Here is a 22,421-nt window from a genome sequence, read left to right as displayed (position 1 = left end):
GGCCAGCAGTTCGCGCAGCGCGCCGGGACGCCCGGCGGCCACCCGGCACAGATCCATCAGCAGCGGATCGGGCCGCCCGCCGGCCAGCCGCGCCACGAACTCGGCCTGCGCGGCCGGCGACAGCGGGGACACCTGCACCCGGTGCACATCGGCCGCGCGCAACCGGGCCCCCTCGGCCGGACCGGTCAGCGCGACCAGGGTCGGCGTGGTCTCGGCCAGCAGGTCGAGCACGGCCCAGGCCCGCGGGTCGACCCGGCGCGGGTGGTCGCCCAGGAACAGCAGCGGCCCCGGCTGGTCGCCCACCGTGCGCAGCACCTGCCGCGAACCGACCGCGCCGGCCCACTCCGGCTCGGCCAGCACGGTGAAGCCACGGCCGCCGGCGCGGGCCAGCCGTGCGGTCTCGTCGAGCAGCCGGGTGCGGCCGCTGCCCGCCGGACCCTCCAGGGCCAGCACGGTCAACCGCCCCGGACGCACCCCGTCGAGCACGGCGGCGATCCGCGTCAGCTCCTCGTCCCGTCCGATCAGCGCGTGCCCGGCGATGCGTGGGAACACGATCACCCCTCCTCGGTCGCTTCCGGAACGTGATCGCTTCCGGTACGCACGATCGTGGAGCCGATCTGGTGTGAAGACCGCCTACTGGTAGGGGATTGCGCCTTTCCGACCTCAGGGTTCCGCGGTCAGGCGGAGCCCGGCCATGTCGGTGATGACGATCCGCCGGTAACCCGTGGTGATCAGCCCCCGGTCGCGCAGCTCGTGCAGCGCTTTCTGCACGGTGGCCTGGGCGATCGCCACCATGGCGGCCAGGTCGGTCTGGCTCAGCGGCACCGGCAGCTCGACCGTGCCGTCCGGCCGTTCCCGCCCGCACACCTCGGCCATCTCGGACAACACCCGGGCCAGCCTGATGTGCGCCGGGTAGGCCGCGAAATCCGTGCGCCGCCGGTTGGCCCACCGCAACTGCCGGGCCACCGCCGCCGCCACCAGCGCCGAGGCGTCCGGCCGCTGCCGCAGGAAGGCCTCGAAGTCGCCGCGCTGCACCTGCCCCGCGACCAACGGCCCCGACGCGCTGACCGTCGCCGTGCGCGGCTCCCCGGTCAGCGCCCCGATCTCCCCGACCACCTCACCCGGCAGCCGGATCCCGAGCAGCGTCTCCACCCCGTCGACCGCGGTGGTCACCTTGACGAAACCGCTGAGCAGCAAGAACACGTGGGAGTCGCGGTCACCCTCGCGCAGCAGGATCCGCCCGCCCGCGAAGCTCCGCCGCACACTGCGGTCGACGAGCGCCCGTGCGACCTCACCGGGGAGACTGCCGAGAAACGTGCCCGCGGCCCACACGTAGTCGCGCACGAGCAACCCCTCGGCTCAGCCCCGTCCGATCCCAGGCCACCACTCAACCACGCGCCCGGTTCGCCCGCCAATGCGCAGCCGCGAGCGCTGCGACCGGCCCGCCACCGACCGGCCGGATCGAAAGGCGACGATATCCACAGTCTGGCTCCGTCCACAGCGCGGCAGGTTATGTGGGTGAGCTCGAGCGCCGGTTGCTAACGACGTTGAGCGCCAGCCGCTTCGGGCCGGAGGTCGTATCGGTGAGGTTCAGCGCCCCCCGGCGTCGATTGCCGCTGGTCTCTTCGTGAGGATGGCCGTGGGGCCTTTCGCGGCCCTGGCTACCTTGCTGCCGAAGCGGCTCGGACTTCTCTGCGGGGATCGGCTCGATAGACGGCTGCTCCGAGAAGCTCGGCGAGTGACGCGGCGGCGAGGAAGGCACCGCTTGCGGCGCCGCAGTCCGGGCTTGCGTGTTCCTGCAGCCAGATCGTCAGCGGTTCGGCGTCTCGGCCTATGAGCAGGTCCGCGACCTTGCGGGTCTCGCAGTCGATCAGCACGGTGCCGTCGTTGTGACCGCGCTTGATCGCGAAGCCGGCGACGCCAAGCCCAGAGGTGGCAGCGGCGGGCGGGTCGGGCAATCCACGCACCGGACGAAGGAGCCGATCACGGCCGGTTGGCATACCGGCCGTCGTGGCCGGCCGGGCACCTCGCTGGTCTCAGCACCGGCCAGATGAGGAAGGAACTGCTCGATGGCATCACACAGCCAGACAACGACACATCGCCCGACACCCATCACGCAGTTCGCGCCGGAGCCCGGTTCTCGCCGACATAATCACGCGGCCGTCGCGTGACCGCTGAGAACGTGATATCCCGGTCAGGTCGAGCCCGCTCGCGTGGGGCAAGAGGCGGCCTGCGCTGATCCGCGATCTCGGCGCGGCCCGGGAGGATCCGACGACGTCGGTGCGGCGGTGGATCTCCTTGGTCAGCCGTTCTTGCGGGTTGCCGGCCCGGATCTGCTTCCGCAGTTCTGTGGGAGGCGGTGAAGGCGAGCAGATCGTCGCGGCTGTCCGCGCTGTGCAGGATCTGCGCCCAGTCCGTCAGGCGTTCCCGTCCGCGGCCCCGGCGATCGCGTGACCGGGGACGGACTCGGCGGGCCCGATGTGGAGTGCTTCCGGTTGCCGGGCCGGCGGGGACGGTGGCCGGCCCGGCAACCGGGTCAGCGCGTCAGGCGGAAGCTCTGGGCTGCGGTGCCGTTGCAGGTGTACTGCACGAGTTGCACCCCGTCCGCGGTCGAGGCCGCGGGGACGTCCAGGCACTTGCCGCTGTTGCGGTTGACGAAGTGGTAGTGGCCGTCGCCCTCGCTCACCGGTCGCCACTGCTGGTTCGCTCCACCTCCGTACGCCCAGGTCTGAATCGGTGCGTTGTCGGCTGTGGACACGTTCGTCACGTCGAGCGCCTGGGTGGGGTTACCGCGGCCGTTGATGCGCACGTAGCCGTCGCTCGTCGGGGCCAGCTGGTACTGCTGGGCCGCGGAGCTGTTGCACGTGTACTGCTGGATCGCCGTGCCGTTGACCGTGCCGGCGGCCCGCGCGTCGACGCATTTGCCGCTGTTCTTGCTGACCAGCGGCTGCCAGTCGGCGGGCTGGGCTCCGGTCGAACCGGCCAGCCACAGGATGCTGTTGATCAGCCACTGGTTCTGCTGCGGGCCGGCGAACGTGGCCGACGTACGCGTGTTGGTCTCGTAGTTCATCGCGTTGTGCCCGAAGTTCGTGTAGATCATCTTGTAGTTCTTGTTGCTCCAGATCAGCGGGTAGAAGCCGCTGCGCCACTGCTGATTCGGGTCGGTGCCCACGGGGAAGCTGGCCGCGTCGACGGAGGCCAGGATGTCGATGGCCGGGTTCTGCCGCAGGTCCCGGCTCCACGAGTACCACTCGCTGACCGCCGACGGGATCGTCGCGGGCAGCCCGGCCGTGGTCGGGTGGGCCGCCAGGCGCAGCGTCTCCGCGGTCGGCCCCCACGTGTTCGTGGCGAAGTTCCCCGAGCCCAGGAACGTGTTGTAGTACCAGCTCCACTGGTTGGCGTCGGTCGTGAAGGCGCTCACGTGGAAGCCCAGCCACGCACCGCCGTTCTCCATGTACTGCTGGAACGCGGCCCGCCGCTCGGCCGGGGGCGCGTCGTCCAGAAACATGATCACTTTGTAGCCCGCCAGCCCGGAGGCGCTGAGCCGGCTCCAGTCGGTCGTCGCCTCCCAGGTGAAGCCGTTCTGGGCCCCGGCCTGCGGGAACCACTCGCGGGCCTCTTTGTCGAAGTCGATGTGGGCGGCGTCCCAGGTGCCGTTGTAGAACGCGAGCACTTTGAACGGTTCGGCCGCTTGGGCCGGAGCCGCGACGAAGCCGACCATGATCAGCGCCGCCACGAGGGCGCGTTCGAGCAGACGCATGGCGATACCTCAGGGGATGAGTGCGGGGATGGGGGAGCGGCGCCGCGAACCCATCCTGAAGCATCGACAGGTCTTAATACAAGCAATAGTTAATTCAATTTCCAGAAGACCTGTTCCCGTACGGGTCGTCCCCGTGCGGCAACCGCACCGGGACCGCCAGGGCGTACCCCGCGGCCTGAGCGAACCGGACGGCCGTAGCGCGCGACCGGGATGTTCCCGGTGGTTGCGCCCGGTCAGCGCAGACGCCGCGCCAGCTCCGCGCCGCGCTCCGCGAAGGCCGACCACTCCGCCGGCGTCAGCTCCAGATATCGCCGGGCCGAGGCCAGTGAGCTGTCCCGTTGCTCCCACCCGTCGACCCGCCCGCGCCGCATCCGGAACCGCACCAGCACCCCGCCGGCCCACCCGTAGACGTCGTGGTCGGCCCCCGCCACCAGCTGGGTCACCTTCTGCTCGGCCACGATCCAGTCGAGCGCCCCGAGTTCCTGCTGGATCCGCCCGGCCAGCTCGAACGCCAGGTTCGCGGACGCCCGGTCCCGCAGCAGGGCCAGTCCGTCCCGTACGGCTCGGGTCTGCTCGGCCCGGCGGCGCAGCACCGCCGCGACGGCCGTCAGGAAGGCGGGCCGGTCGAGCACGCTGACGCCCCGGACGCGGGCCAGGTCGCGCAGCCCGCCGTCGAGCCGCTCGCCCGTGTAGCGCACCGGGAAGATCCGGTCCAGCCCGGACACGGCGAGCCGCGCCTGCGCCCCGCCCAGGTAGGGCCCGAATTCCGCCGCGCCCGGGCTGTGCAGGTGCACCACGCGGGGCCCGGCCGCGTCGAGCTGGATGCCGACGGGCACCTCCAGCCCGCCCCGGATCCGGTTCCACCGCGGCTTGGACCGTTCGAGCAGGTTGCGTTCCAGCCACGCCGCCTCGTGCACGGAGTCGCACTCGACCGCCTCGACCCGCGCCACCTGCGGGACCATCCGCCGCAGATGCCGCCGGTCGCGCAGGTCGCCCCAGTAGGACCCGACGCGGCTGCGCAGGCTGGTGGCCCGCCCGATGTAGAGCACCCGCCCGCCCGCGTCCCGGAACCGGTACACCCCCGGCGCGGCGGGCAGTCGAGCGCTCAGTTCCCGGGACATGCGCGGAATCTACCCGCCCGCCGGCCCGGATCAGATGTACGCGCCGATCGGTGGCGCCTCCTCCTGACGTTGCAGGATCGCGTCCAGCAGGGCCTGCCGGGCCTCGGCTCCGTCGCTGCCGGGCGGCCAGTGGATGAACAGGTACGGCCGCAGGAAGACGGGCAGCGCCGTGCGGGCATGAGTTGAACGCTGCCCATGCCGACCGGTGTCACCCCTTGGGCAAGCCCGGGACGGCGGCGTGGTCAGTGGCGCGGCGGGGGTGCCGTGCTCGCCCGCTGGACGAGCGTGGTGGGGACCAGCACCGTGCCGGGGGTGCGGGTGTGGTGCCGGATCTGGTCGAGCAGACCCTGCACGCACTGCCGGCCGACCTCGGCGAAGTCCTGGTGGACCGTGGTCAGCGGGGGCAGGTAGGAGGCGGCGTCGGGGATGTCGTCGAAACCCGCCACGCTGACGTCCTGCGGCACGCGGCGGCCGCGTTCGTGCAGGGCGCGCAGCACGCCCAGGGCCATCTGGTCGTTGGCGCAGAAGATGGCCGTGCAGGTCGGCTCGGCGGCCAGGCGCAGGCCGGCCTCGTATCCGGACAGGGCCGACCAGTCGCCGCGCTGCACCGGTGGGACGACCCGGCCCGCGTCCTGAAGGACCGTGCGCCAGGCCAGTGCCCGGCGTTCGCTGGAGAAGGACTCGGCCGGGCCGGTGACGTGCCAGACCGTGTCGTGGCCGAGGTCGAGCAGGTGGCGCACGGCCTGGCGGGCGCCGTCGGTCTGGTCGGTGTCGACCACGGGGTACCGGTCGCCGGCGTCGGAGTCGACCACCACGACCTGCACGCCCGGTGGCAGCGTGAGGTTGGCCGCGTCCAGCAGGTGCACTTCCATGATCACGATGACGCCGTCGACGGCCAGCTCACCGAGGCGGGTGAAGGCGCCCAGCACGCCGTCCTGGGTCGGCATGGCCACCGGGATCAGAGTGATCGCGTATCCCTCGTGGGCGGCCTGGGCGGCGATCGCCTCGACCGTACGGCTGTTGCCCGTCGTCGCCAAGGTGAACAAAATGACGCCGATAGTACGAAACTCCCCCCGTTTCAAGGCGCGGGCGGCACTGTTGGGCCGATAACCCAGCTGTTGCATCGCGTTCAGAACCTGACGCCGCGTCGACTCGACCACACTCGTGTGGCCGTTGGCCACGCGGCTGACTGTCTGGGAGGAGACCCCAGCTAGGCGGGCCACGTCGGCCATCGAAACGCCCCGGGGGCGGTTGCTTGACGTTCCTTGCACGTGGTGAAACTATCACCCTCATGTTTACGCAAACATCACACCGGTGAACCTGACGAAACATTGTCGAACACACAGCTTGCTGTGTCATGTTTGCGTAAACACCCGGTTTGAGCCGCAAGACAGGATGACGGCAGATGGCAGTTCCACAGGTCGCGGCACCGCCGCCGGCGACACGGCCCGCGCGCCGCTCATACAAGGGCTGGCAGTTCGTCGGCCCCTTCATGATCGTGTTCGCGCTGGTCTTCCTGGCCCCGATCGCGTACTCGATCTATCTGAGCCTCTACCGCAACCGGCTCATCGGCGGTAACGCGTTCGTCGGCCTGGACAACTACACCCAGGCGCTGCAGGACTCGCAGTTCTGGTCAGGTGTCGGCCGGGTCGGGCTGTTCCTGGTCGTCCAGGTGCCGATCATGCTGTTCCTGGCCCTGCTGGTGGCGCTGGCGCTGGACAGCGGGCGGCTCTACGGCAAGAGCTTCTTCCGGGTGTCGATCTTCCTGCCGTACGCGGTGCCGGCCGTGGTGGCCGCGCTGATGTGGGGCTTCATCTACGGCTCGCAGTTCGGTCTGATCGGCAACCTCAACGACTCCCTCGGGCTCTCGCTGCCCGACCCGCTCAAGCCCAGCCTCATCCTGGCCTCGATCGGCAACATCACGACCTGGACGTTCATCGGCTACAACATGCTGATCTTCTACTCGGCCCTGCAGGTCGTGCCGAAGTCGCTGTACGAGTCGGCGGCGATCGACGGTGCCGGCCAGATCCGGATCATCCGGTCGATCAAGCTCCCGGCCATCCGGGGCGCGCTGGTCATCGCCACGATCTTCTCGATCATCGGCAGCTTCCAGCTCTTCAACGAGCCGGCCATCCTGCGCAACCTGGCGCCCAACGCGATCACCACGTACTTCACGCCGAACTTCTACGCGTACTCGCTGACCTTCTCGGGCCAGCAGATCAACTACTCAGCGGCGGTCGCGGTCATCATGGCCGTGATCACCATGATCGTCGCCTACGTGGTGCAGCTGCGCGGGACGAAGGACCTCTGATGACGACGACTTCGGTGCCGAAGACCCCCACCCGTACGGCGAAGCCGGTCACGCTGTCGTCGAAGAAGCCGCGCCGCCAGGGCAGCGTCGTGCTGACCGTGCTCACCGCGCTGGTCGCCCTGTACTCGCTGTTCCCGCTGATCTGGCTGCTGATCAACTCCACCAAGACGCAGGACGGGCTGTTCAGCTCGTTCGGGCTGTGGTTCGACGACGGCAAGTTCGCGCTGTTCAGCAACATCGCCGACACGTTCACGTACAACGACGGCATCTTCCTGCGCTGGCTCGGCAACACGCTGATCTACGTGGTGGCCGGCGCGGGCGGGGCGACGTTCCTGGCCCTGCTCGCGGGCTACGGCCTGGCCAAGTTCGACTTCGTGGGCAAGAAGGCGGTCTTCGCGATCGTCATCGGCGCGGTGGCCGTCCCGCCGACCGCGCTCGCCGTGCCGACGTTCCTGATGTTCAGCAAGATGGGCCTGACCAACACCCCCTGGGCCGTGATCATCCCGTCCCTGATCTCGCCGTTCGGCCTGTACCTGATGTGGACCTTCGCCGCCCAGGCCGTGCCGACCGAGATGCTCGAGGCGGCCCGCGTCGACGGGGCCGGCGAGTTCCGCACGCTGTTCCGCCTCAGCGTGCCGCTGCTCATGCCCGGCATCGTCACCACGCTGCTGTTCACCATGGTCGCGACCATGAACAACTACTTCCTGCCGCTGATCATGCTGAAGAACCCCGACTGGTATCCGCTGACCGTCGGCCTGAACTCGTGGAACGCGCAGGCCGCGACCGCGGGCGGCGAGGCCGTCTTCAACCTGGTCATCACGGGTTCGCTCATCACCGTCGTCCTGCTGCTGGCGGCGTTCCTATCGCTGCAGCGCTACTGGCAGTCCGGCCTGGCCGCCGGCTCCGTCAAGGAATAAATCACCCTCCCGCTCTGAAAGGGCAGCACATGTCCCGATTTCTGAAGGTGGCGGCCGTTGCCTCGGCCGCCGTCCTCGCCCTCGCCGCCTGTGGTGGTGGCGGCGACGACTCGTCCACCGGCTCGTCCGGCGGCTCAGGCGTCTCCGAGGCCGACGTCACCGCGGCCCTGGAGAAGGGCGGCACCCTGACGGTGTGGGCGTGGGAGCCCACGCTGAAGGACGTCGTCACGAAGTTCCAGGAGAAGTACCCGAACGTCAAGGTCGACCTGGTCAACGCGGGCACCGGCGACAAGCAATACACCGCCCTGCAGAACGCGATCGCCGCGGGCAAGGGTGTGCCGGACGTCGGGCAGATCGAGTACTACGCGCTGCCGCAGTTCGCCATCGGCAAGGCGCTGACCGACCTCAAGTCGTACGGCGCGGAGAGCCTCAAGGCCGACTTCAACCCCGGCCCGTGGAACTCGGTCAACTCCGGCGGCGGCGTCTACGGCCTGCCCATGGACTCCGGCCCGATGGCGCTGTACTACAACAAGGAAGTCTTCGACAAGTACAAGATCGAGGTCCCCAAGACGTGGACCGAGTACCTCGAGGCCGCCCGTAAGCTGCACGCCGCCGACCCCAAGGTCTACATCACCAACGACACCGGCGACGCGGGCCTGACCACCAGCCTCATCTGGCAGGCCGGCGGCAAGCCGTACCAGGTCGACGGCACCAACGTCACGATCAACTTCAACGACGCGGGCTCGCAGGAGTTCGTCAAGGTGTGGCAGGCCCTGATCAGCGAGAAGCTGCTGGCCCCGGTCAGCTCGTGGAGCGACCAGTGGTTCCAGGGCATGGGCAACGGCTCGATCGCCACCGTGGCCACCGGCGCCTGGATGCCCGCCAACTTCGTCACCAGCGCCCCGGCCGGTAAGGGCAAGTGGCGCGCGGCCGAGCTGCCGCAGTGGACCGCGGGCCAGACCGCGAGCGCCGAGAACGGCGGCAGCGCCCTGTCGATCATGGACAAGGGTGCCAACAAGGAGCTCGCGTACGGCTTCCTGAAGTTCGCCAACGACGGCGACGGCGTGCAGATCCGCGTCGACGGCGGCGCCTTCCCGGCCACCAGCAAGACCCTGGCCGACCCGGCCTGGCTGGGCGACGAGTTCGAGTACTTCGGCGGCCAGAAGGCCAACGAGATCTTCGCCAAGTCCGCGCAGAACGTCGTCACCGGCTGGTCGTACCTGCCCTTCCAGGTCTACTCGAACAGCGTCTTCAACGACACCGCGGGCAAGGCCTACGTCTCCGGCACCACCCTGGCCGACGGTCTCAAGGCCTGGCAGGACCAGTCCGCCAAGTACGGCAACGAGCAGGGCTTCACCGTCAAGTAACTGGAGTCAAAGTGTCAAACCCCCGTTGGCTGCGCCGCGCCGGTGAACCCCGGTTGGAGTACGGCGCGGATTACAACCCCGAGCAGTGGCCCCGCGAGGTCTGGGACGACGACGTGCGCGCCATGCGCGAGGCCGGCGTCACCATCGTCTCGCTCGGCATCTTCTCGTGGGCCAAGCTCGAGACCGCCGAGGGCCGGTACGACTTCGGCTGGCTCGACGAGGCGATCGACCTGTTGCACGCCAACGGGATCTCAGTCGATCTGGCCACGGCGACGGCCTCGCCGCCGCCGTGGCTGACGACCAAGCACCCCTCGATCCTCCCCGTGGACCGGCAGGGCAACGTCATCTGGCCGGGCGGCCGTCAGCAGTGGCGGCCGACCTCGCCGATCTTCCGGACGTACGCGTTGCGGCTGGTCCGGGCCATGGCCGAGCGCTACAAAGACCACCCGGCCGTCGTGGCCTGGCACGTCAGCAACGAGCTGGGGTGCCACAACGTCTACGACTACTCGGACGACGCCGCGGCCGCGTTCCGTACCTGGCTGCGCGACCGCTACACGACCGTCGACGCGCTCAACGAGGCGTGGGGCACCGCGTTCTGGTCGCAGTGGTACACCGACTTCGAGCAGATCCTGCCCCCTCGCCAGGCGGCGACGCACCCCAACCCGGGTCAGCAGCTCGACTTCAAGCGATTCTCGTCCGACGCGCTCAAGGACTACCTGCGCCTGGAGAAAGCGGCGCTGCGCGAGATCACGCCCGGCATCCCGGTCACGACCAACTTCATGGTCATGGGCGAGACCAAGGGCATGGACTACGCGGACTGGGCGGCCGAGGTCGACTTCGTGTCCAACGATCACTACCGCCTGCCCGGCCGGCAGACCCTGGACGAGCTGTCGTTCTCGGCCAACCTGACCGGCAACCTCGCCGGCGGGCAGCCGTGGTTCCTGATGGAGCACTCGACCAGCGCGGTCAACTGGCAGCCGATCAACCTGGCCAAGAAGCCCGGCGAGCTGGCCCGCGACGCGCTCACCCACGTGGCTCACGGCGCCGACGCGGTCTGCTTCTTCCAGTGGCGGCAGTCCCGGGCCGGGGCCGAGAAGTACCACTCGGCGATGGTTCCCCACGCGGGCACGTCCTCGCAGCTGTTCCGCGACGTGACCGAACTGGGCGCGACCCTGCGCTCGCTGGCCGACGTCGCGGGCGTCGCCCGTACGCCGGCGAAAGCGGCCATCCTGTTCGACTGGACCTCGTGGTGGGCGGTCGAGCAGGACTCGCACCCGTCGGCTTCGCTTCGGTACCGGCAGGAGGCGCTGGACTGGTACACGGCGTTCCTCGACCTGGGCGTACGGGCCGATGTCGTGCCCGTCGCGGCCGACCTGTCGCGCTACGACGTCGTGGTCGCGCCGGTGCTGCACGTGGTGCCGTCCGCGCTGGCCGCCCGTCTCGAGTCGTTCGTCGCCGCCGGCGGGCACCTGATCACCACGTACTTCTCGGGGATCGTGGACGAGCGCGACCACGCCTGGCTCGGCGGCTACCCCGGCGCGCTGCGCGACCTGCTCGGCATCCGCATCGAGGAGTTCGGCCCGCTGCTCGACGGCGACACGGCCGAACTCGACAACGGCCTGACCGGCACGCTGTGGACCGACCGGATCGACGTGGTCGCCGCCGACACGACCGTGCTGGCCACCTACAAGACCGGCGACCAGGCGGGCCGGGCCGCCATCACGCGGCGCTCCGCGGGCACCGGCTCGGCGGCGTACGTCTCCACCCGACTCGGCCCCGACGGGCTGGCCCCCGTGCTGGGCGACCTGCTGGCCCGGGCCGGCGTGACCAGCGAACTGCCCGAAAACCTGCGGGGCAGGGTTGAGCTCGCGGTCCGTGGGGACACCCGCTTCGTCGTCAACCGCACCGAGGATCCGGTCGACATCACCGCCCTGGGCGGGCCCGACCGCACTCTCACCGCCAGGGGAGTGGCGGTGCTCCGCGCCTGAGTCCCAGCTCAGGCGGGCTGGACGCCCCGGGAGCCTGCGCTGCTCCCGGGGCGTCCGGGTAACTCGGTGGCGTGCTGCCGATCGGCCCGGAACACTGGGCCGATGCCTGGCCTCCTCCGACCCCGGGCGCTGGCGCCGGGAGACCTGGTCGTCATCGCGGCGCTGTCCGGGCCGCTGTCGGCGGAGCACCGGTCCAACGTGGAGGAGACCGTCACGGTCTTCGAGCGGATGGGCTTCCGGGTGCGCCTGTCGCCGCTGGTCGAGCAGGGACGGCGGCGCTGGTGGAGTGCGGGCCGGCCCGGCGAGGTCGCCCACGAGCTGAACACACTCCTGCGCGACCCCTCGGTGCGCGCCGTGGTCGCGCTGGACGGCGGGCAGACGGTGCTGGGCTACCTCGACCTGATCGACTACGACGCGGTCGTCGCCGACCCCAAGCCGATCCTCGGGTACAGCGACATCTCGCTGCTGCATCTGGCGCTCTACGCCCGTACGGGGCTGGCCGGTTTTCATGGCGACATGGCCGTCCCCGGCTTCGGTGGCTACTGGCCGTCGCTGCCCGGCCGGGATGCGCTGTCGGCCGTCTACTCGACGCTGCTGACCAGTCCGGTCCCGTTCGGCCCGCTGCCACCGGGCTCGGCGTGGGAGTGCTGGCGTCCCGGCCGGGCCGAAGGCCCCCTCATCGGCGGCGTGATCAACCGCATCGCGCTGGTGCAGGCCACCCCGTACGGCCTGCCGCCCGACCGGTTCGACGGCGCGCTGCTGTTCTGGGAGGAGCTGGGCGGGCAGGCCTCGTACGTGTGGAGTTACCTGCACGTCCTGCGGCACAGCGGCATCCTGGACCGGATCGCCGGCATGGTCGTCGGCGTCCCGCAGGACATCAGCGGGCTCGACGAGACACCGCTGCGCACGATCGTTCTCGACGTGCTGGGTGACCGCGACATCGGTGTCCTGGGCAACGTCGACATCGGCCACGCCGGCGCCAACCTGCCGATGCCGGTCGGCGTCCGGGCCGCCCTGGACGCGGGGGAGCGCTCGCTGTCCCTGCTGGAAGCGGCGGTGCGTTAGACCCCGGCCCGGAAGACGACGAGATCGAGCCGTTCGACGATCGGCTCGTCGACGGCGTCCTGCCGCAGCTGCGCCAGCCCGGCCTGGAAGATCTGGTCGGGCAGGGCGGCCAGCGGGCTCAGCGACCGGGTGCTCGCCTTGCCGACGAGCTCGTCCGCGGTCTCCGCGAAGGTCTGCTCGACCTGGCGGTGCTCCACCATGACGAGACCGGCCTCGCCCAGCACGCCGGTGATCCGGTCCAGGCCCAGCCGCGCGGCGGTCCCGTCGGCCCAGGCCTGCGGGAACCAGCGGTACAACGGGATGTCCTGCACCGGCCCGAAACCGCCCCGGATCAGCAGGTGACCCTCCGGCCGCAGGATGCGGCGCAGCTCCGCCGCCAGGGCCGCCGGATCACCGACGTGATGGATCATCTGTGAGGCCCACACCGCGTCGAAGACATCGGCCGCGAACGGGGCCGCCTCGGCCACGCCGCCGACAGCCGGGGCGTGCGGAAGGTTCTCCCGCAGGACCGCGCGCATGGCCGCCGCCGGCTCACAGGCGACGACTCGCGCCCCGCTGATCCGCGTCAGGGCGGCGGTGAACCGGCCGGTGCCGGCCCCGAGGTCCAGGATCCACCCGTCGCCGGTCGGCAGGTAGGGCCGGGCCGCGACCATCCACCGCTCGACGTCCGCCGGGCGAAGGCCGCGCCCGCGGTCGTAGGCGGCCGCCATCGACGGGCCGTACGTCATCCGCTCGCTCCTCCACGCCTGCCTCGGGCGTCCCAGTCTTCCCTGGCGGGTGGCGCCGGCCAAGCCCTCGGCCGGGCCGGCCGTGGGTCAGCGGGGGCCGAGGGCGACGCCGTCGGCGGTGCCGTAGGCGGCGAAGAACTTGTCGCGGAACTCGTCCATGCGCCAGACCGGGGCGTCGCCCGGGCGCAGGCCGTCGGTCCAGCCCCAGGACGCGATGCGGTCGAGCACCGCGGGGTCCTTGGCGACGACCGAGACGGGGACGTCGTGGGCGGCGCCGCTGCCGGTGATGCGGGACATCGGCTGGTGGTCGCCGAACATGATCAGGACCAGGTCGTCGTCGCCGTAGGTGGCGGCCCACGAGGTGAGGCTGTCCACGGAGTAGGCGAGGGTCTTGGCGTACGCGGTCTGTGTGCCCACCTTGTCGGCCCACAGGGTCGAGCGGTCGGGGGCGTCGGCGACCTGCGGGCCGTAGATGCGGCCGTCGCCGACCGACTCCCACGGGACCATCGACGGGACGTGGGTCCACGGCTCGTGGCTGGAGGTCAGCGTGATCTCGGCCATCAGCGGCTTGGTGGCGGTCGCGTACACCTTCTTCTGGAACGTGGACAGCACGAACTGGTCAGGCATGCGTGACCAGCCCATCTTGGGGCCCTTGTAGCCCATGGTGCGGGCGTCGAAGACCTGGTCGTAGCCGTAGAACCCCGCCTCCGGCCAGTCCTTGGTGTTGCCGGGTTCCATGCCGGCCGTCTGCCAGCCCGCGTCCTTGAAGGCCCGCGTCAGCGTCAGGCGGTCGCCCTTGACCATGCCGTCGTAGCGCTGCTGGGTGGTGATCCACAGCCCGGACTGGAACGAGCCGTGCGCGAGCCAGCTGCCCCCGCCGTACGTGGAGGACGTCAACCAGCCCGTACGGGCGTGGAAGCCCTTCGCGGCCAGCCGGGCGGCCGACGCGTCCAGGGCCGGGTTGACGATCGCGGACATGCCGGGGTCGGTCAGCGCGCTGTGCCCGAGGCTCTCGACGACGCCGATGATCACGTCCTTGCCGCGCAGGCCCGAGACCAGGTCGGCCCGCGGGACCGAGCCGTACGGGTCGTGGCTGACCGCCGAGGCGAACTGGCGCTCGTCGCGGATCGTCTGCGGCACCTGCCGCGCGGTCGACTTGAGCAGCGCGATCGCCGAGTCGGAGGCGACCGGCGCGTTGGGGAACAGCGCGACCCCGGACAGGGCGAGCGCGAGCCAGACGGCGCTCAGCCCGGCCAGGACCCGCCGGCTGGGGAACGCGGAGACCAGGCGCGAGAGCCGCAGCGAGGCCAGGACCAGGGCCGCCAGGAGCAGCACAGTGCCGAGGACGGCGCCCACCACGTACAGGTTGGCCGTGGTCCTGCCGTCGGTCTCGGTCAGCGCGTTGTAACCGTCGCGCAGCAGCGGGGTGTCGACGACCGGGTCGAACCTGCGGCCCAGCACCGTGCGGAACCCCGCGTTGGCCACCTTGAGGATCACCAGCATGCCCACGCCGAGCCCGAACAGCACCGCGAACGGGCGGCGCCAGCGCGCGGGCAGGGCGAACACGATCGCGCCGAACAGGATGATCTCGATCGGGAACCGCAGGAACGCGCCGGGCAGGAACGCGCCCGGCCGGGGCCGCGCGATCGCCTCCGGCACGACCAGCGCGGCGACGATCAGCGCGGCGGCGAGGACGGTGAGGAGGACGGCGAGGGCACGGCGAAGACGAACGGGCACGCCCCGAGGTACGGATCGCGGCCGCCGCGGGTTCAGCGAGAATGGGGCCAATGACGTCCCAGTCGCTCGAGCGCGGGCTGCGCATCCTCACCGAGTTCGCCGAGAACGGGCCGGTGCTGGGCATCGCCGACCTGGCCCGCGCGGTCGGCCTGAACCGCAGCACCACCCACCGCTACGTGGCCACGCTGGCCGGGCTGGGTTTCCTGCAGCAGGACCCGGACACCCGCAAGTACTCGCTGGGCCCGCGCGTGGTCGACCTGGGCTTCGCCGCGATCAGCTCGATGGAGATCACCGGGGTGGCCGCGGCCCACCTGCAGACCCTGTCGGACGAGACGGGCTGTGCGGCCAGCATGGCGGTGCTCGACGGGACCGACATCGTCTACGTCGAGCGGCGCCGCAGCCGGCGCCAGACCGGTGTCGCGGTCGACCTCAACCTGCACGTGGGGTCGCGGCTGCCCGCCTACTGCACGTCGATGGGCAAGGTGCTGCTGGCCCATCGCGACCCGGTGGCGCTGCGGCCGCTGCTGGACCGCATGGACCTGACCCGCCGCGGTCCACGGACCATCACCGTACGGGATCAGCTCGTGACCGCCCTGGCCCAGGTGCGGCAGGCCGGCCTGGCCGTGAACGACGAGGAGCTCGCGCCGGGACTGCGCTCGCTGGCCGCGCCGATCCGCGACCGCTCGGGTCACGTGGTGGCGGCGATCAACCTGGCCGTGCACCTGACGACCTGGGCCACGTCGGTCGAGTCGATCGTCAGCCGGTTCTCCCCGCCGCTGCTGCGGACCGCGGCCGAGATCTCGCACCAGCTCGGATTTCGTTCGAGTATGTGAAACACCGTGTTGATCCGCGGGACACACCTGCCTATCGTCGGGCCACCTGCTTGAAGGGAGCCCCACGATGGCGCTGCTCGAACCGTCCCGCTGGCACGACCTGCTCTTCTCCGAGGGCGAATGGCGCGCCGGCAGCGGCGAGACCGTCGACGTGGTCGAGCCCGCCACCGGGGGCACCCTGGGCCGGGTCGCGCTGGCCACGCCGGCCGACGTGGAGGCCGCCGCGCGCGCCGCCGCCGAGGCGCAGCAGGAATGGGCCGCGCGGCCGCACTTCGCCCGGGCCGCCGTCCTGCGCAAGGCGGCCGCCCTGTGGGCCGAGCACGCCGAGGAGATCTCGTGGTGGAACATCCGCGAGGTCGGGGCCGTCCCCGGCATGGCCGGGTTCGCCGTGCACACCGCCGAGCAGGAGTGCTGGGAGGCCGCGTCGCTGCCCGGCCGCCCGTACGGGGAGCTGATCCCCTCGGGCGAGCCGCGCCTGTCCATGACCCGCCGCACGCCGGTCGGGGTGGTCGGCGTGATCGCGCCGTTCAACGTGCCGATCATTCTGGCCATCCGCTCCGTGGCGCCCGCGCTGGCCCTGGGCAACGCCGTGCTGCTGAAACCCGATCCCCGTACGGCGGTCACGGGCGGCCTCGTGCTGGCGCGCATCTTCCAGGAGGCCGGCCTGCCCGACGGGCTGCTGCAGGTGCTGCCGGGCGGCCGTGACGTCGGCGAGGCACTGGTCACCGACCCGCGGGTGCCGGTGCTCTCGTTCACCGGCTCCACCGAGGCCGGCCGCCGCGTCGGCGAGCTCGCGGGCCGACACCTCAAGCGGGCCCACCTCGAGCTGGGCGGCAACTCGGCGCTGGTGGTGCTGTCCGACGCCGACGTCGACAGCGCGGTCAACCTGGCCGCCTGGGGCAGCTGGTTCCACCAGGGCCAGATCTGCATGACCACCGGCCGCCACCTGGTGCACGAAAGCCTGTACGACGATTTCGTCGAACGCCTGGCCGACAAGGCCACCAAACTGCCGGTCGGCGACCCCGCCCGCGACGAGGTGGCACTGGGCCCGATCATCGACGCCGGGCAGCGCGACAAGATTCACAGCCTGGTCACCGGGAGCGTGGGCGGCGACGTCCGGCTGGCCGCGGGCGGCGAGTACGACCGGCTGTTCTACCGGCCGACGGTGCTGGCCGGCGTGACCGCGTCGACCCCGGCCTTCGCGCAGGAGATCTTCGGGCCGGTCGCGCCGGTGGCCAAGTTCAGCCGCCTCGACGAGGCCGTGGCCCTGGCCGGCGCGTCCGAGTACGGGCTGTCTCTGGGCATCGTCACGCGGGACGCGATGCGCGGCGTCGAGCTGGCCGACCGGATCCCGACCGGCATCGTCCACATCAACGACCAGACGGTCAACGACGAGGCCAACGCGCCCTTCGGCGGGGTCGCGGCGTCCGGCACGGGCTCGCGTTTCGGCGGCGCGGCGGCCAACATCGAGGCGTTCACGGAGACCCGCTGGATCACCGTACGGTCGCAGGCCGCCGCCTACCCGTTCTGAGTCCTGCCGCGGGCTCGCCCAGCCGGGAAACGGGGCTCAGGTCCAGAGCTTGAGCCCGCGGCGCACCTTGCGGGTGGCCCGGCGGCGCAGGCTCTCGCGGGGCCGGGGCAGCTGCAGATCGAGCTGCTCGGCGTGGCCGATCATACCGATGATGGTCTCGATGGCCGCGTCCAGCACCTGGTCGCGGTGGAGCTGGTCGGGGGTGGGCACCGGGGCGACGTCGACCGGGCGCAGCTCGGCCAGGTCGCCGACCACGTCGCACGGGTACTCGGCGAGCTCCTTGATCTGCTGCTCGGCCAAGTCGAGAACCCATGCGGCGCGGTCGGGGCCGACGCCGAAGCGGACCTCGTTCGTGCGCTGCTTGAGCACCGCGTCGACCAGGTGCCGCTGGACCACCCGCTGGTAGGGCGCCCGGTGCGGATAACGGTCGCCCAGGGCCCGGTTGACCCGGCGCAGCACCTCGACCTCGGCCGCGCCCAGCGACGTGTTGGCGCCGGCGGCCACGGTCAGGTCGCAGACGCCGTCGGGGATGCCGATGACGCCCGCGAACCGCCGCCACAGGGTGTCGCGCGGCATGCCCGGCCCGGGCACCGTGATCAGGTGGCGCTGCCCGGCCGGCACCAGGTCACCCCAGCGGCGCAGCATCCGGTTGGCCGTGTGGTGCTCCCAGAAGTCGTCGAAGGTGCCGCGCTCGACGGCGCGGATGAAGTCGGAGAAGCTCCACACGCCCCGGGCCCGGATGCTCTGCTGCCACATCGACGGGAAGGTGCGCCACAGGTCGCGCGCCGCCACCAGGATGTGCACCTCGGCCGGGCGCAGGCTGCGGACCGCGCGGGCGGCCTGCGCGTCGGTGGCGGCGCCCAGGCCCTCGTTGGTGATGACCACGTCGCCCGGCCACTCGCCCGCCGCGGCCGCCAGCCTATCCCACGACCACGCCGGGTTGGCGTGCCACGTCAGCTCGCGCAGGTCGGCCATCGCCTCGTCGTGCGCGGAGAATTTGCCCGGCAGCAGAATACCGGCCTCGCGCAACGCGTCCACATTGGTCCAGAACACGTTCTGCACGTACGTACTGCCCGTCTTCGGCGCGCCGACATGAATAAAGACGCGTCTCGCCATTGCCGCCTCCCGGTGCACCCCGCGCGCCTACGGGCCTGGCGCGGTCGGTTCGAGGGCTCAACGTGCCAAAACACCTTAGGTGTCGCCTGTGAATGCATTGTGCAACACCCGTGACGGTCCCGGCGGAGATTCCGTCCATATTGAGGTCACGCCTGCTCAGAGCGCTGCTACCGGCTTTCTTCGGTTCCGCTCCGAAATGGTTTCCGTTCACTCGAAAGGGGTGGTCGTCACTGCCATTCGCGAAGTATTTTCCGGGATTCGATGTCGGCCTGACGGGTTGGTTCCGGAATGCGATAGCGGCCGCTCAGCCGTAGCGTCAAGGAAATGCAGTCAGCAAGACCGATGCGATGCCCGGCCGAGACGAAGACGGGTTTCACCGCGGTCTGCGTGCGCACCACACTGCCGATCACCTCGCCGTCGTCGGTGAGGTCGGCGTGCGAGCCGCGAGCCTCGGCCGGGGGTGTGAACGCGCCGACGAAAGCGGTCTTGGCCACCCCGTACGAGGGGAGGTCGAGGACCACACCGAGGTGGCTGGCCAGGCCGAAGCGCTTCGGGTGGGCCAGGCCGTAACCGTCGCAGACGAGCAGGGCCGGCGGTGTCGCAAGCTTCTCGACGGCCGCCACGAGCAGGGGCACCTCCCGGAACGCGAGCAGACCGGGGACGTACGGGAAATCGGCCAGCCCCCGATGGATCGCGACCTCGGCCACGGCCAGCGACGCGACGTCGACCACGACGGCGGCGGCCACGGCCCGGTCCGAGCCCGTCTCGTAGGTGACATCGAGCCCGGTCACCGTCCGGGGCAGCGCGATCGGGGCCGACGTCCGGACCACGCGTTGTCTCAGCTCGTCCTGCAGCCGCTCGGCGTCCTGCACCGCAGTGGATCCCTCCGACCTTTTCCGGGCCACTTGTGTCCGCTGTGGAGATTCCGCGAGGCTGGCTCCGGAAGACGTCCACGGGGGGATGATCATGGCTCGACGATGGTATGCCCTTGTCCTCGCAGTCGCGCTGATCGGGATCGGAGTGCCGGCCCGGGCCGCCACCGCACGCCCCAATCCGGTTGTGCTGTGGAACAGCCACGCGCAACAGGCCATCTACGAGGTCGCCAAGCAGGCGCCGTACGTGGCCCCGCGCAGCTTCGCCATGGTGCACGGGGCGATCTACGACGCCGTCAACGCCATCGCCGGCACGCCCTACGAGCCGTACCTGACCGCGCCGCGCGGCCACCGGGGTGACTCGCTCGACGCCGCCGTGGCCTCGGCCGCCTACCGGGTGCTGCTGTCGCTGTTCCCCGCCCAAAGTGCCTCCCTCGACCAGATGTACGCCGACGCCCTGGCCACGATCCCGCCCGGCCGGGCCCGCAACGGCGGCATCCGGGCCGGCGCCGACGCGGCCGCGGCCATGATCGCCGCCCGGGCCGGGGACGGGGCGTTCGCCGGCAAGACCTGGAACGCGTCGGCCGCGCCCGGCCAATGGCGGCCCACCCCACCCACCCTGGCCGCCGACGGCGCCTGGGTCGGCGACATGCGCCCCTTCGTGATCCCGCGCGGCGACCTGTTCCGCACCGCCGGGCCGCCCGCCCTGACCAGTGCCGCCTGGGCCCGCGACCTGGCCGAGGTCAAAGCCCTGGGCGCAGTGGCGAGCACCGTACGGACGGCCGACCAGACGTCGGCCGCGATCTGGTGGCACGACCGGCGGCTGACCGAATGGGAGATCAAACGGCAGGTCGCCGACCGGCAGCACCTGAGCACCCTGGCCGCGGCGCGGTTCTTCGCCATGGCCGAGATCGCCAACGCGGACTCGCTGATCGCCTGCTTCAACGAGAAGAAACACTGGAACTTCTGGCGCCCGGTGACCGCGGTACAGGCGACATCCGACCCGTCGTGGCTGCCGCTGCTGGTGACGCCGCCGTTCCCCGACTACACGTCCGGCCACACGTGCTCCACCTCCACGATCATGTACACGATGCGCTCGTTCTTCGGCCGCGACGACATCCCGTTCAGTGCCTACAGCGCCGACGCCGGGACCACGCGGCACTTCCGCAGCTTCTCGTCCGCGCTGGACGAGGTCGTGGAGGCCCGCATCTGGGGCGGGGTGCACTACCGCAGCGCCGACGTGCAGGGCGCACGGATCGGGAACGGGGTGGCCAAGTACGTGCTGACCCACCAGTTCCGGCGCCGCTGAACGCGCGCTGGGCCCGACGTCCGGCTCGCTCAGGTCGAGCCGCGATCGCCGTGCCCGGCCTCGCCGCAGTGCGTCAGCTCGTCCGCGACGAAGTGATCATTGCCCGCCCTGAGCCGGCCGCGAGAACCGTCACGGCCCGCGGCAACCGGTGCCGCGTTGGTCACTCTCGGGCAGGTGGCCGACGGACGCCTGCACCGGCAACCAGCCACCGCGGACCCTGACGCGCCATGAGACTGGACCCGACCTTCCCGCGGGCGCGGACCGATGGTGTCGCGGCCCGGCGCAGGCCCTCTGCGGCCCGCCCTGGCGCATGGCCCGCCCTGGCGCATGGCCCGCCCTCCACCGGGGGTCCCCCGCCACCAGCCATTCTACCGAGATGCAGCGATCTTCACGGCGGGCCTGTGGACTGCCGGCCATTGTGGATAACTCGGGGCTGTCCCCCGAAGGCCTGTAGGGTCTGGGCTGCCTGCTTCGATCCCCGGTTTCGACCGCGCCGACGGGAGCTGAGCTCGAGGCGGGGGAGCCCGTTGTGGGCCGCGGTTGCGGTGGTCCGGGGCGGGCTCGCGGTGGGCCGAGCTTGGGGCAGGGCGGCCTGGGCAGGGCGGCCCGCGCGGGGCGGGTCTGCTCCGAGCGGGTCTGGGTTGGTGTGCGCTGGGCGGTGTCTGCGCCGGGCGGGGCCTGCGCCGCGTGGTCCCGCGCTCGACGGGTCCAGGGCTGGGAGGGCCTCGGGCCGGCGGTCTCGCGCTGGGGCGGTCTTGGGCCGGGGAGGCGCGGGCCGGCGGTCTCGCGCTGGGGCGGTCTTGAGCCGGGGAGGCGCGGGCCGGCGGTCTCGCGCTGGGGTGATCTTGCGCCCGGAGGGTCTTGCGCTGAGGGAGTCTCGCGCTTTGCAGGTGTGCGGTCGGGTGGGCTTGTGCCGGGAGTGGGCCTGCGCTCGGGTGGGCCTGTGCTGGGAGCGGCCGGTTGGGCCCGGACATGGTCGGTATCGCGCGAGCGGCCGCTCGCTACGGCGGCGCGGTGCGTCACGGCAAGGGGTGGGGGTCCTCCTGGCGTACGGGGCCGGGACTTGTCTTTTCCAGGACTGTGGTGAGCAGGCGGGTCAGGTCGGCTCCGGCCAGGGTGGGGTCCTGGGTGTGAGCCCACGTGAGAGCTTCCTGCTTGGAGCAGTACCGGCCGGTGGCGGCGAAATGCCAGATGCGGCACGCGGTCTGGCGCATGAAGCCGGCGTGGGCGGCGTCGTCGGTGCGGGTCAGCCAGGTGCGGAGCCAGTGGCGGCCGCGGGTGACTATCCAGGTGCCGGGGATGGGGGAGAGGACTTCGGGTGGGGTGGGGCCGAGCAGGGAGCGGCCCTGGGCGCGGGCCATGGAGAGTTCGGCGGGCAGGTCGGGGGCTTCGGGGACCCGGGTCTCGATCTCGATCGTGGCCTGGCGGCCGATGAAGAGGTCGAGCGGGGGAGCGGGGGTGGGGTTGCGGGCCACCGCGGTGGTGACGACGTGCAGGTCCAGGCCGGCCGCGTCGCCCAGGTCGGCGGTGCGGGCGTAGGACTCCAGGGCGGTGATCTGCTTGTCGGTCAACGGATCGTCGGTCACTACCAGCAGGTCGATGTCGCTGTGGCCGGGGCGGAAACCGCCGGCGGCCAGGGAGCCGTGCAGGATGACGGCGCGGGGGTGGGTCAGGCCGGCGATCGGGGCGATGTCGATCACGGGCGGTCCCGGGCGTCGCCGATGCCCGCCGCGCGGGCGATCTTCGCGCTGGTCACGGCCGCTCGT

General features: G+C 71.2%; 18 protein-coding genes and 1 pseudogene. 8 read left to right on the top strand and 11 right to left on the bottom strand.

All coding sequences use genetic code 11. The features are described from left to right. Window positions 1-273: 273 nt before the first annotated feature. From BKA14_RS45685 to BKA14_RS10515, 6 genes and pseudogenes are all read right to left on the bottom strand, one after another. Window positions 274-552: pseudogene (locus BKA14_RS45685) on the bottom strand (ATP-binding protein); the annotation flags it as partial. A gap of 111 nt (window positions 553-663) precedes the next feature. Beyond that, the gene (locus BKA14_RS10540; protein ID WP_184950745.1) at window positions 664-1,344 is read right to left on the bottom strand and encodes a Crp/Fnr family transcriptional regulator; all 681 of its coding nucleotides are present in this window, start codon (window positions 1,342-1,344) and stop codon (window positions 664-666) included. A gap of 317 nt (window positions 1,345-1,661) precedes the next feature. Continuing rightward, on the bottom strand, window positions 1,662-1,958 hold the full coding sequence (locus tag BKA14_RS10535; protein WP_184950743.1) for a hypothetical protein: 297 nt from the start codon (window positions 1,956-1,958) through the stop codon (window positions 1,662-1,664). A 578-nt stretch (window positions 1,959-2,536) separates the two neighbouring features. Further along, window positions 2,537-3,760 carry an RICIN domain-containing protein gene (locus BKA14_RS10525; RefSeq protein ID WP_184950741.1) on the bottom strand — a complete coding sequence of 408 codons (1,224 nt, stop codon included), beginning with the start codon at window positions 3,758-3,760 and terminating at the stop codon, window positions 2,537-2,539. A 233-nt stretch (window positions 3,761-3,993) separates the two neighbouring features. Next, a complete protein-coding gene (locus BKA14_RS10520) occupies window positions 3,994-4,881 on the bottom strand; it encodes a GIY-YIG nuclease family protein (protein WP_184950739.1) in 888 nt (295 codons plus the stop codon). A 242-nt stretch (window positions 4,882-5,123) separates the two neighbouring features. Further along, a complete protein-coding gene (locus BKA14_RS10515) occupies window positions 5,124-6,113 on the bottom strand; it encodes a LacI family DNA-binding transcriptional regulator (protein ID WP_184956672.1) in 990 nt (329 codons plus the stop codon). Window positions 6,114-6,286: 173 nt separating this feature from the next. Between BKA14_RS10515 and BKA14_RS10510 the strand changes: the two genes are divergently transcribed. The 5 genes from BKA14_RS10510 to BKA14_RS10490 all read left to right on the top strand — a co-directional run bounded on the left by BKA14_RS10510 (window position 6,287) and on the right by BKA14_RS10490 (window position 12,529). After that, window positions 6,287-7,192 carry a carbohydrate ABC transporter permease gene (locus tag BKA14_RS10510; RefSeq protein WP_184950738.1) on the top strand — a complete coding sequence of 302 codons (906 nt, stop codon included), beginning with the start codon at window positions 6,287-6,289 and terminating at the stop codon, window positions 7,190-7,192. After that, complete coding sequence (locus tag BKA14_RS10505) at window positions 7,192-8,109, top strand: carbohydrate ABC transporter permease (protein ID WP_184950736.1); 918 nt, start codon at window positions 7,192-7,194, stop codon at window positions 8,107-8,109. Before BKA14_RS10510 ends, BKA14_RS10505 begins: the two co-directional genes overlap by 1 nt. Before the next feature lie 29 nt (window positions 8,110-8,138). Next, a complete protein-coding gene (locus tag BKA14_RS10500) occupies window positions 8,139-9,476 on the top strand; it encodes an ABC transporter substrate-binding protein (protein WP_184950734.1) in 1,338 nt (445 codons plus the stop codon). An 11-nt stretch (window positions 9,477-9,487) separates the two neighbouring features. Continuing rightward, window positions 9,488-11,464: a beta-galactosidase gene (locus BKA14_RS10495; RefSeq protein ID WP_184950732.1), complete on the top strand. Its 1,977-nt coding sequence runs from the start codon at window positions 9,488-9,490 to the stop codon at window positions 11,462-11,464. Between the two features lie 102 nt (window positions 11,465-11,566). Then, the gene (locus BKA14_RS10490; protein ID WP_184950730.1) at window positions 11,567-12,529 is read left to right on the top strand and encodes a S66 peptidase family protein; all 963 of its coding nucleotides are present in this window, start codon (window positions 11,567-11,569) and stop codon (window positions 12,527-12,529) included. Here the strand turns inward: BKA14_RS10490 and BKA14_RS10485 are convergent. Together BKA14_RS10485 and BKA14_RS10480 are read right to left on the bottom strand one after the other, a co-directional pair. Continuing rightward, window positions 12,526-13,257: a class I SAM-dependent methyltransferase gene (locus BKA14_RS10485; RefSeq protein WP_184950729.1), complete on the bottom strand. Its 732-nt coding sequence runs from the start codon at window positions 13,255-13,257 to the stop codon at window positions 12,526-12,528. The genes BKA14_RS10490 and BKA14_RS10485 overlap by 4 nt on opposite strands. 87 nt (window positions 13,258-13,344) lie before the next feature. Next, a complete protein-coding gene (locus BKA14_RS10480; RefSeq protein WP_184950728.1) occupies window positions 13,345-14,994 on the bottom strand; it encodes an LTA synthase family protein in 1,650 nt (549 codons plus the stop codon). A 50-nt stretch (window positions 14,995-15,044) separates the two neighbouring features. On the opposite strand from BKA14_RS10480, the gene BKA14_RS10475 reads away from it, so the two are divergent. Further along, window positions 15,045-15,827, top strand: a complete 783-nt coding sequence (locus tag BKA14_RS10475; RefSeq protein ID WP_203721880.1) for an IclR family transcriptional regulator — start codon at window positions 15,045-15,047, stop codon at window positions 15,825-15,827. Window positions 15,828-15,894: 67 nt separating this feature from the next. After that, on the top strand, window positions 15,895-17,358 hold the full coding sequence (locus BKA14_RS10470) for a benzaldehyde dehydrogenase (RefSeq protein ID WP_184950724.1): 1,464 nt from the start codon (window positions 15,895-15,897) through the stop codon (window positions 17,356-17,358). 36 nt (window positions 17,359-17,394) lie between these two features. Here BKA14_RS10470 and BKA14_RS10465 read toward each other — a convergent pair whose 3' ends face one another. Next, a complete protein-coding gene (locus BKA14_RS10465) occupies window positions 17,395-18,474 on the bottom strand; it encodes a hypothetical protein (protein ID WP_184950723.1) in 1,080 nt (359 codons plus the stop codon). Between the two features lie 227 nt (window positions 18,475-18,701). Next, window positions 18,702-19,316, bottom strand: a complete 615-nt coding sequence (locus BKA14_RS10460) for an endonuclease V (protein WP_260416954.1) — start codon at window positions 19,314-19,316, stop codon at window positions 18,702-18,704. Window positions 19,317-19,440: 124 nt separating this feature from the next. Here BKA14_RS10460 and BKA14_RS10455 point away from each other — a divergent pair, with 124 nt between their 5' ends. Then, window positions 19,441-20,655 (top strand): vanadium-dependent haloperoxidase, encoded by a 1,215-nt coding sequence (locus tag BKA14_RS10455; RefSeq protein WP_239092362.1) that lies wholly within the window; start codon window positions 19,441-19,443, stop codon window positions 20,653-20,655. Between the two features lie 1,019 nt (window positions 20,656-21,674). Here BKA14_RS10455 and BKA14_RS10450 read toward each other — a convergent pair. After that, entirely contained in the window at window positions 21,675-22,355 is a 681-nt protein-coding gene (locus BKA14_RS10450; protein ID WP_184950718.1) for a nucleotidyltransferase domain-containing protein, read from the bottom strand. Between the last annotated feature and the right edge of the window lie 66 nt (window positions 22,356-22,421).

Origin of the sequence: Paractinoplanes abujensis (assembly GCF_014204895.1) — a bacterium.
Classification (GTDB): domain Bacteria; phylum Actinomycetota; class Actinomycetes; order Mycobacteriales; family Micromonosporaceae; genus Actinoplanes; species Actinoplanes abujensis.
Note: the sequence above shows the minus strand (reverse complement) of the source record. Positions and strands in the feature narration are given on the sequence as shown.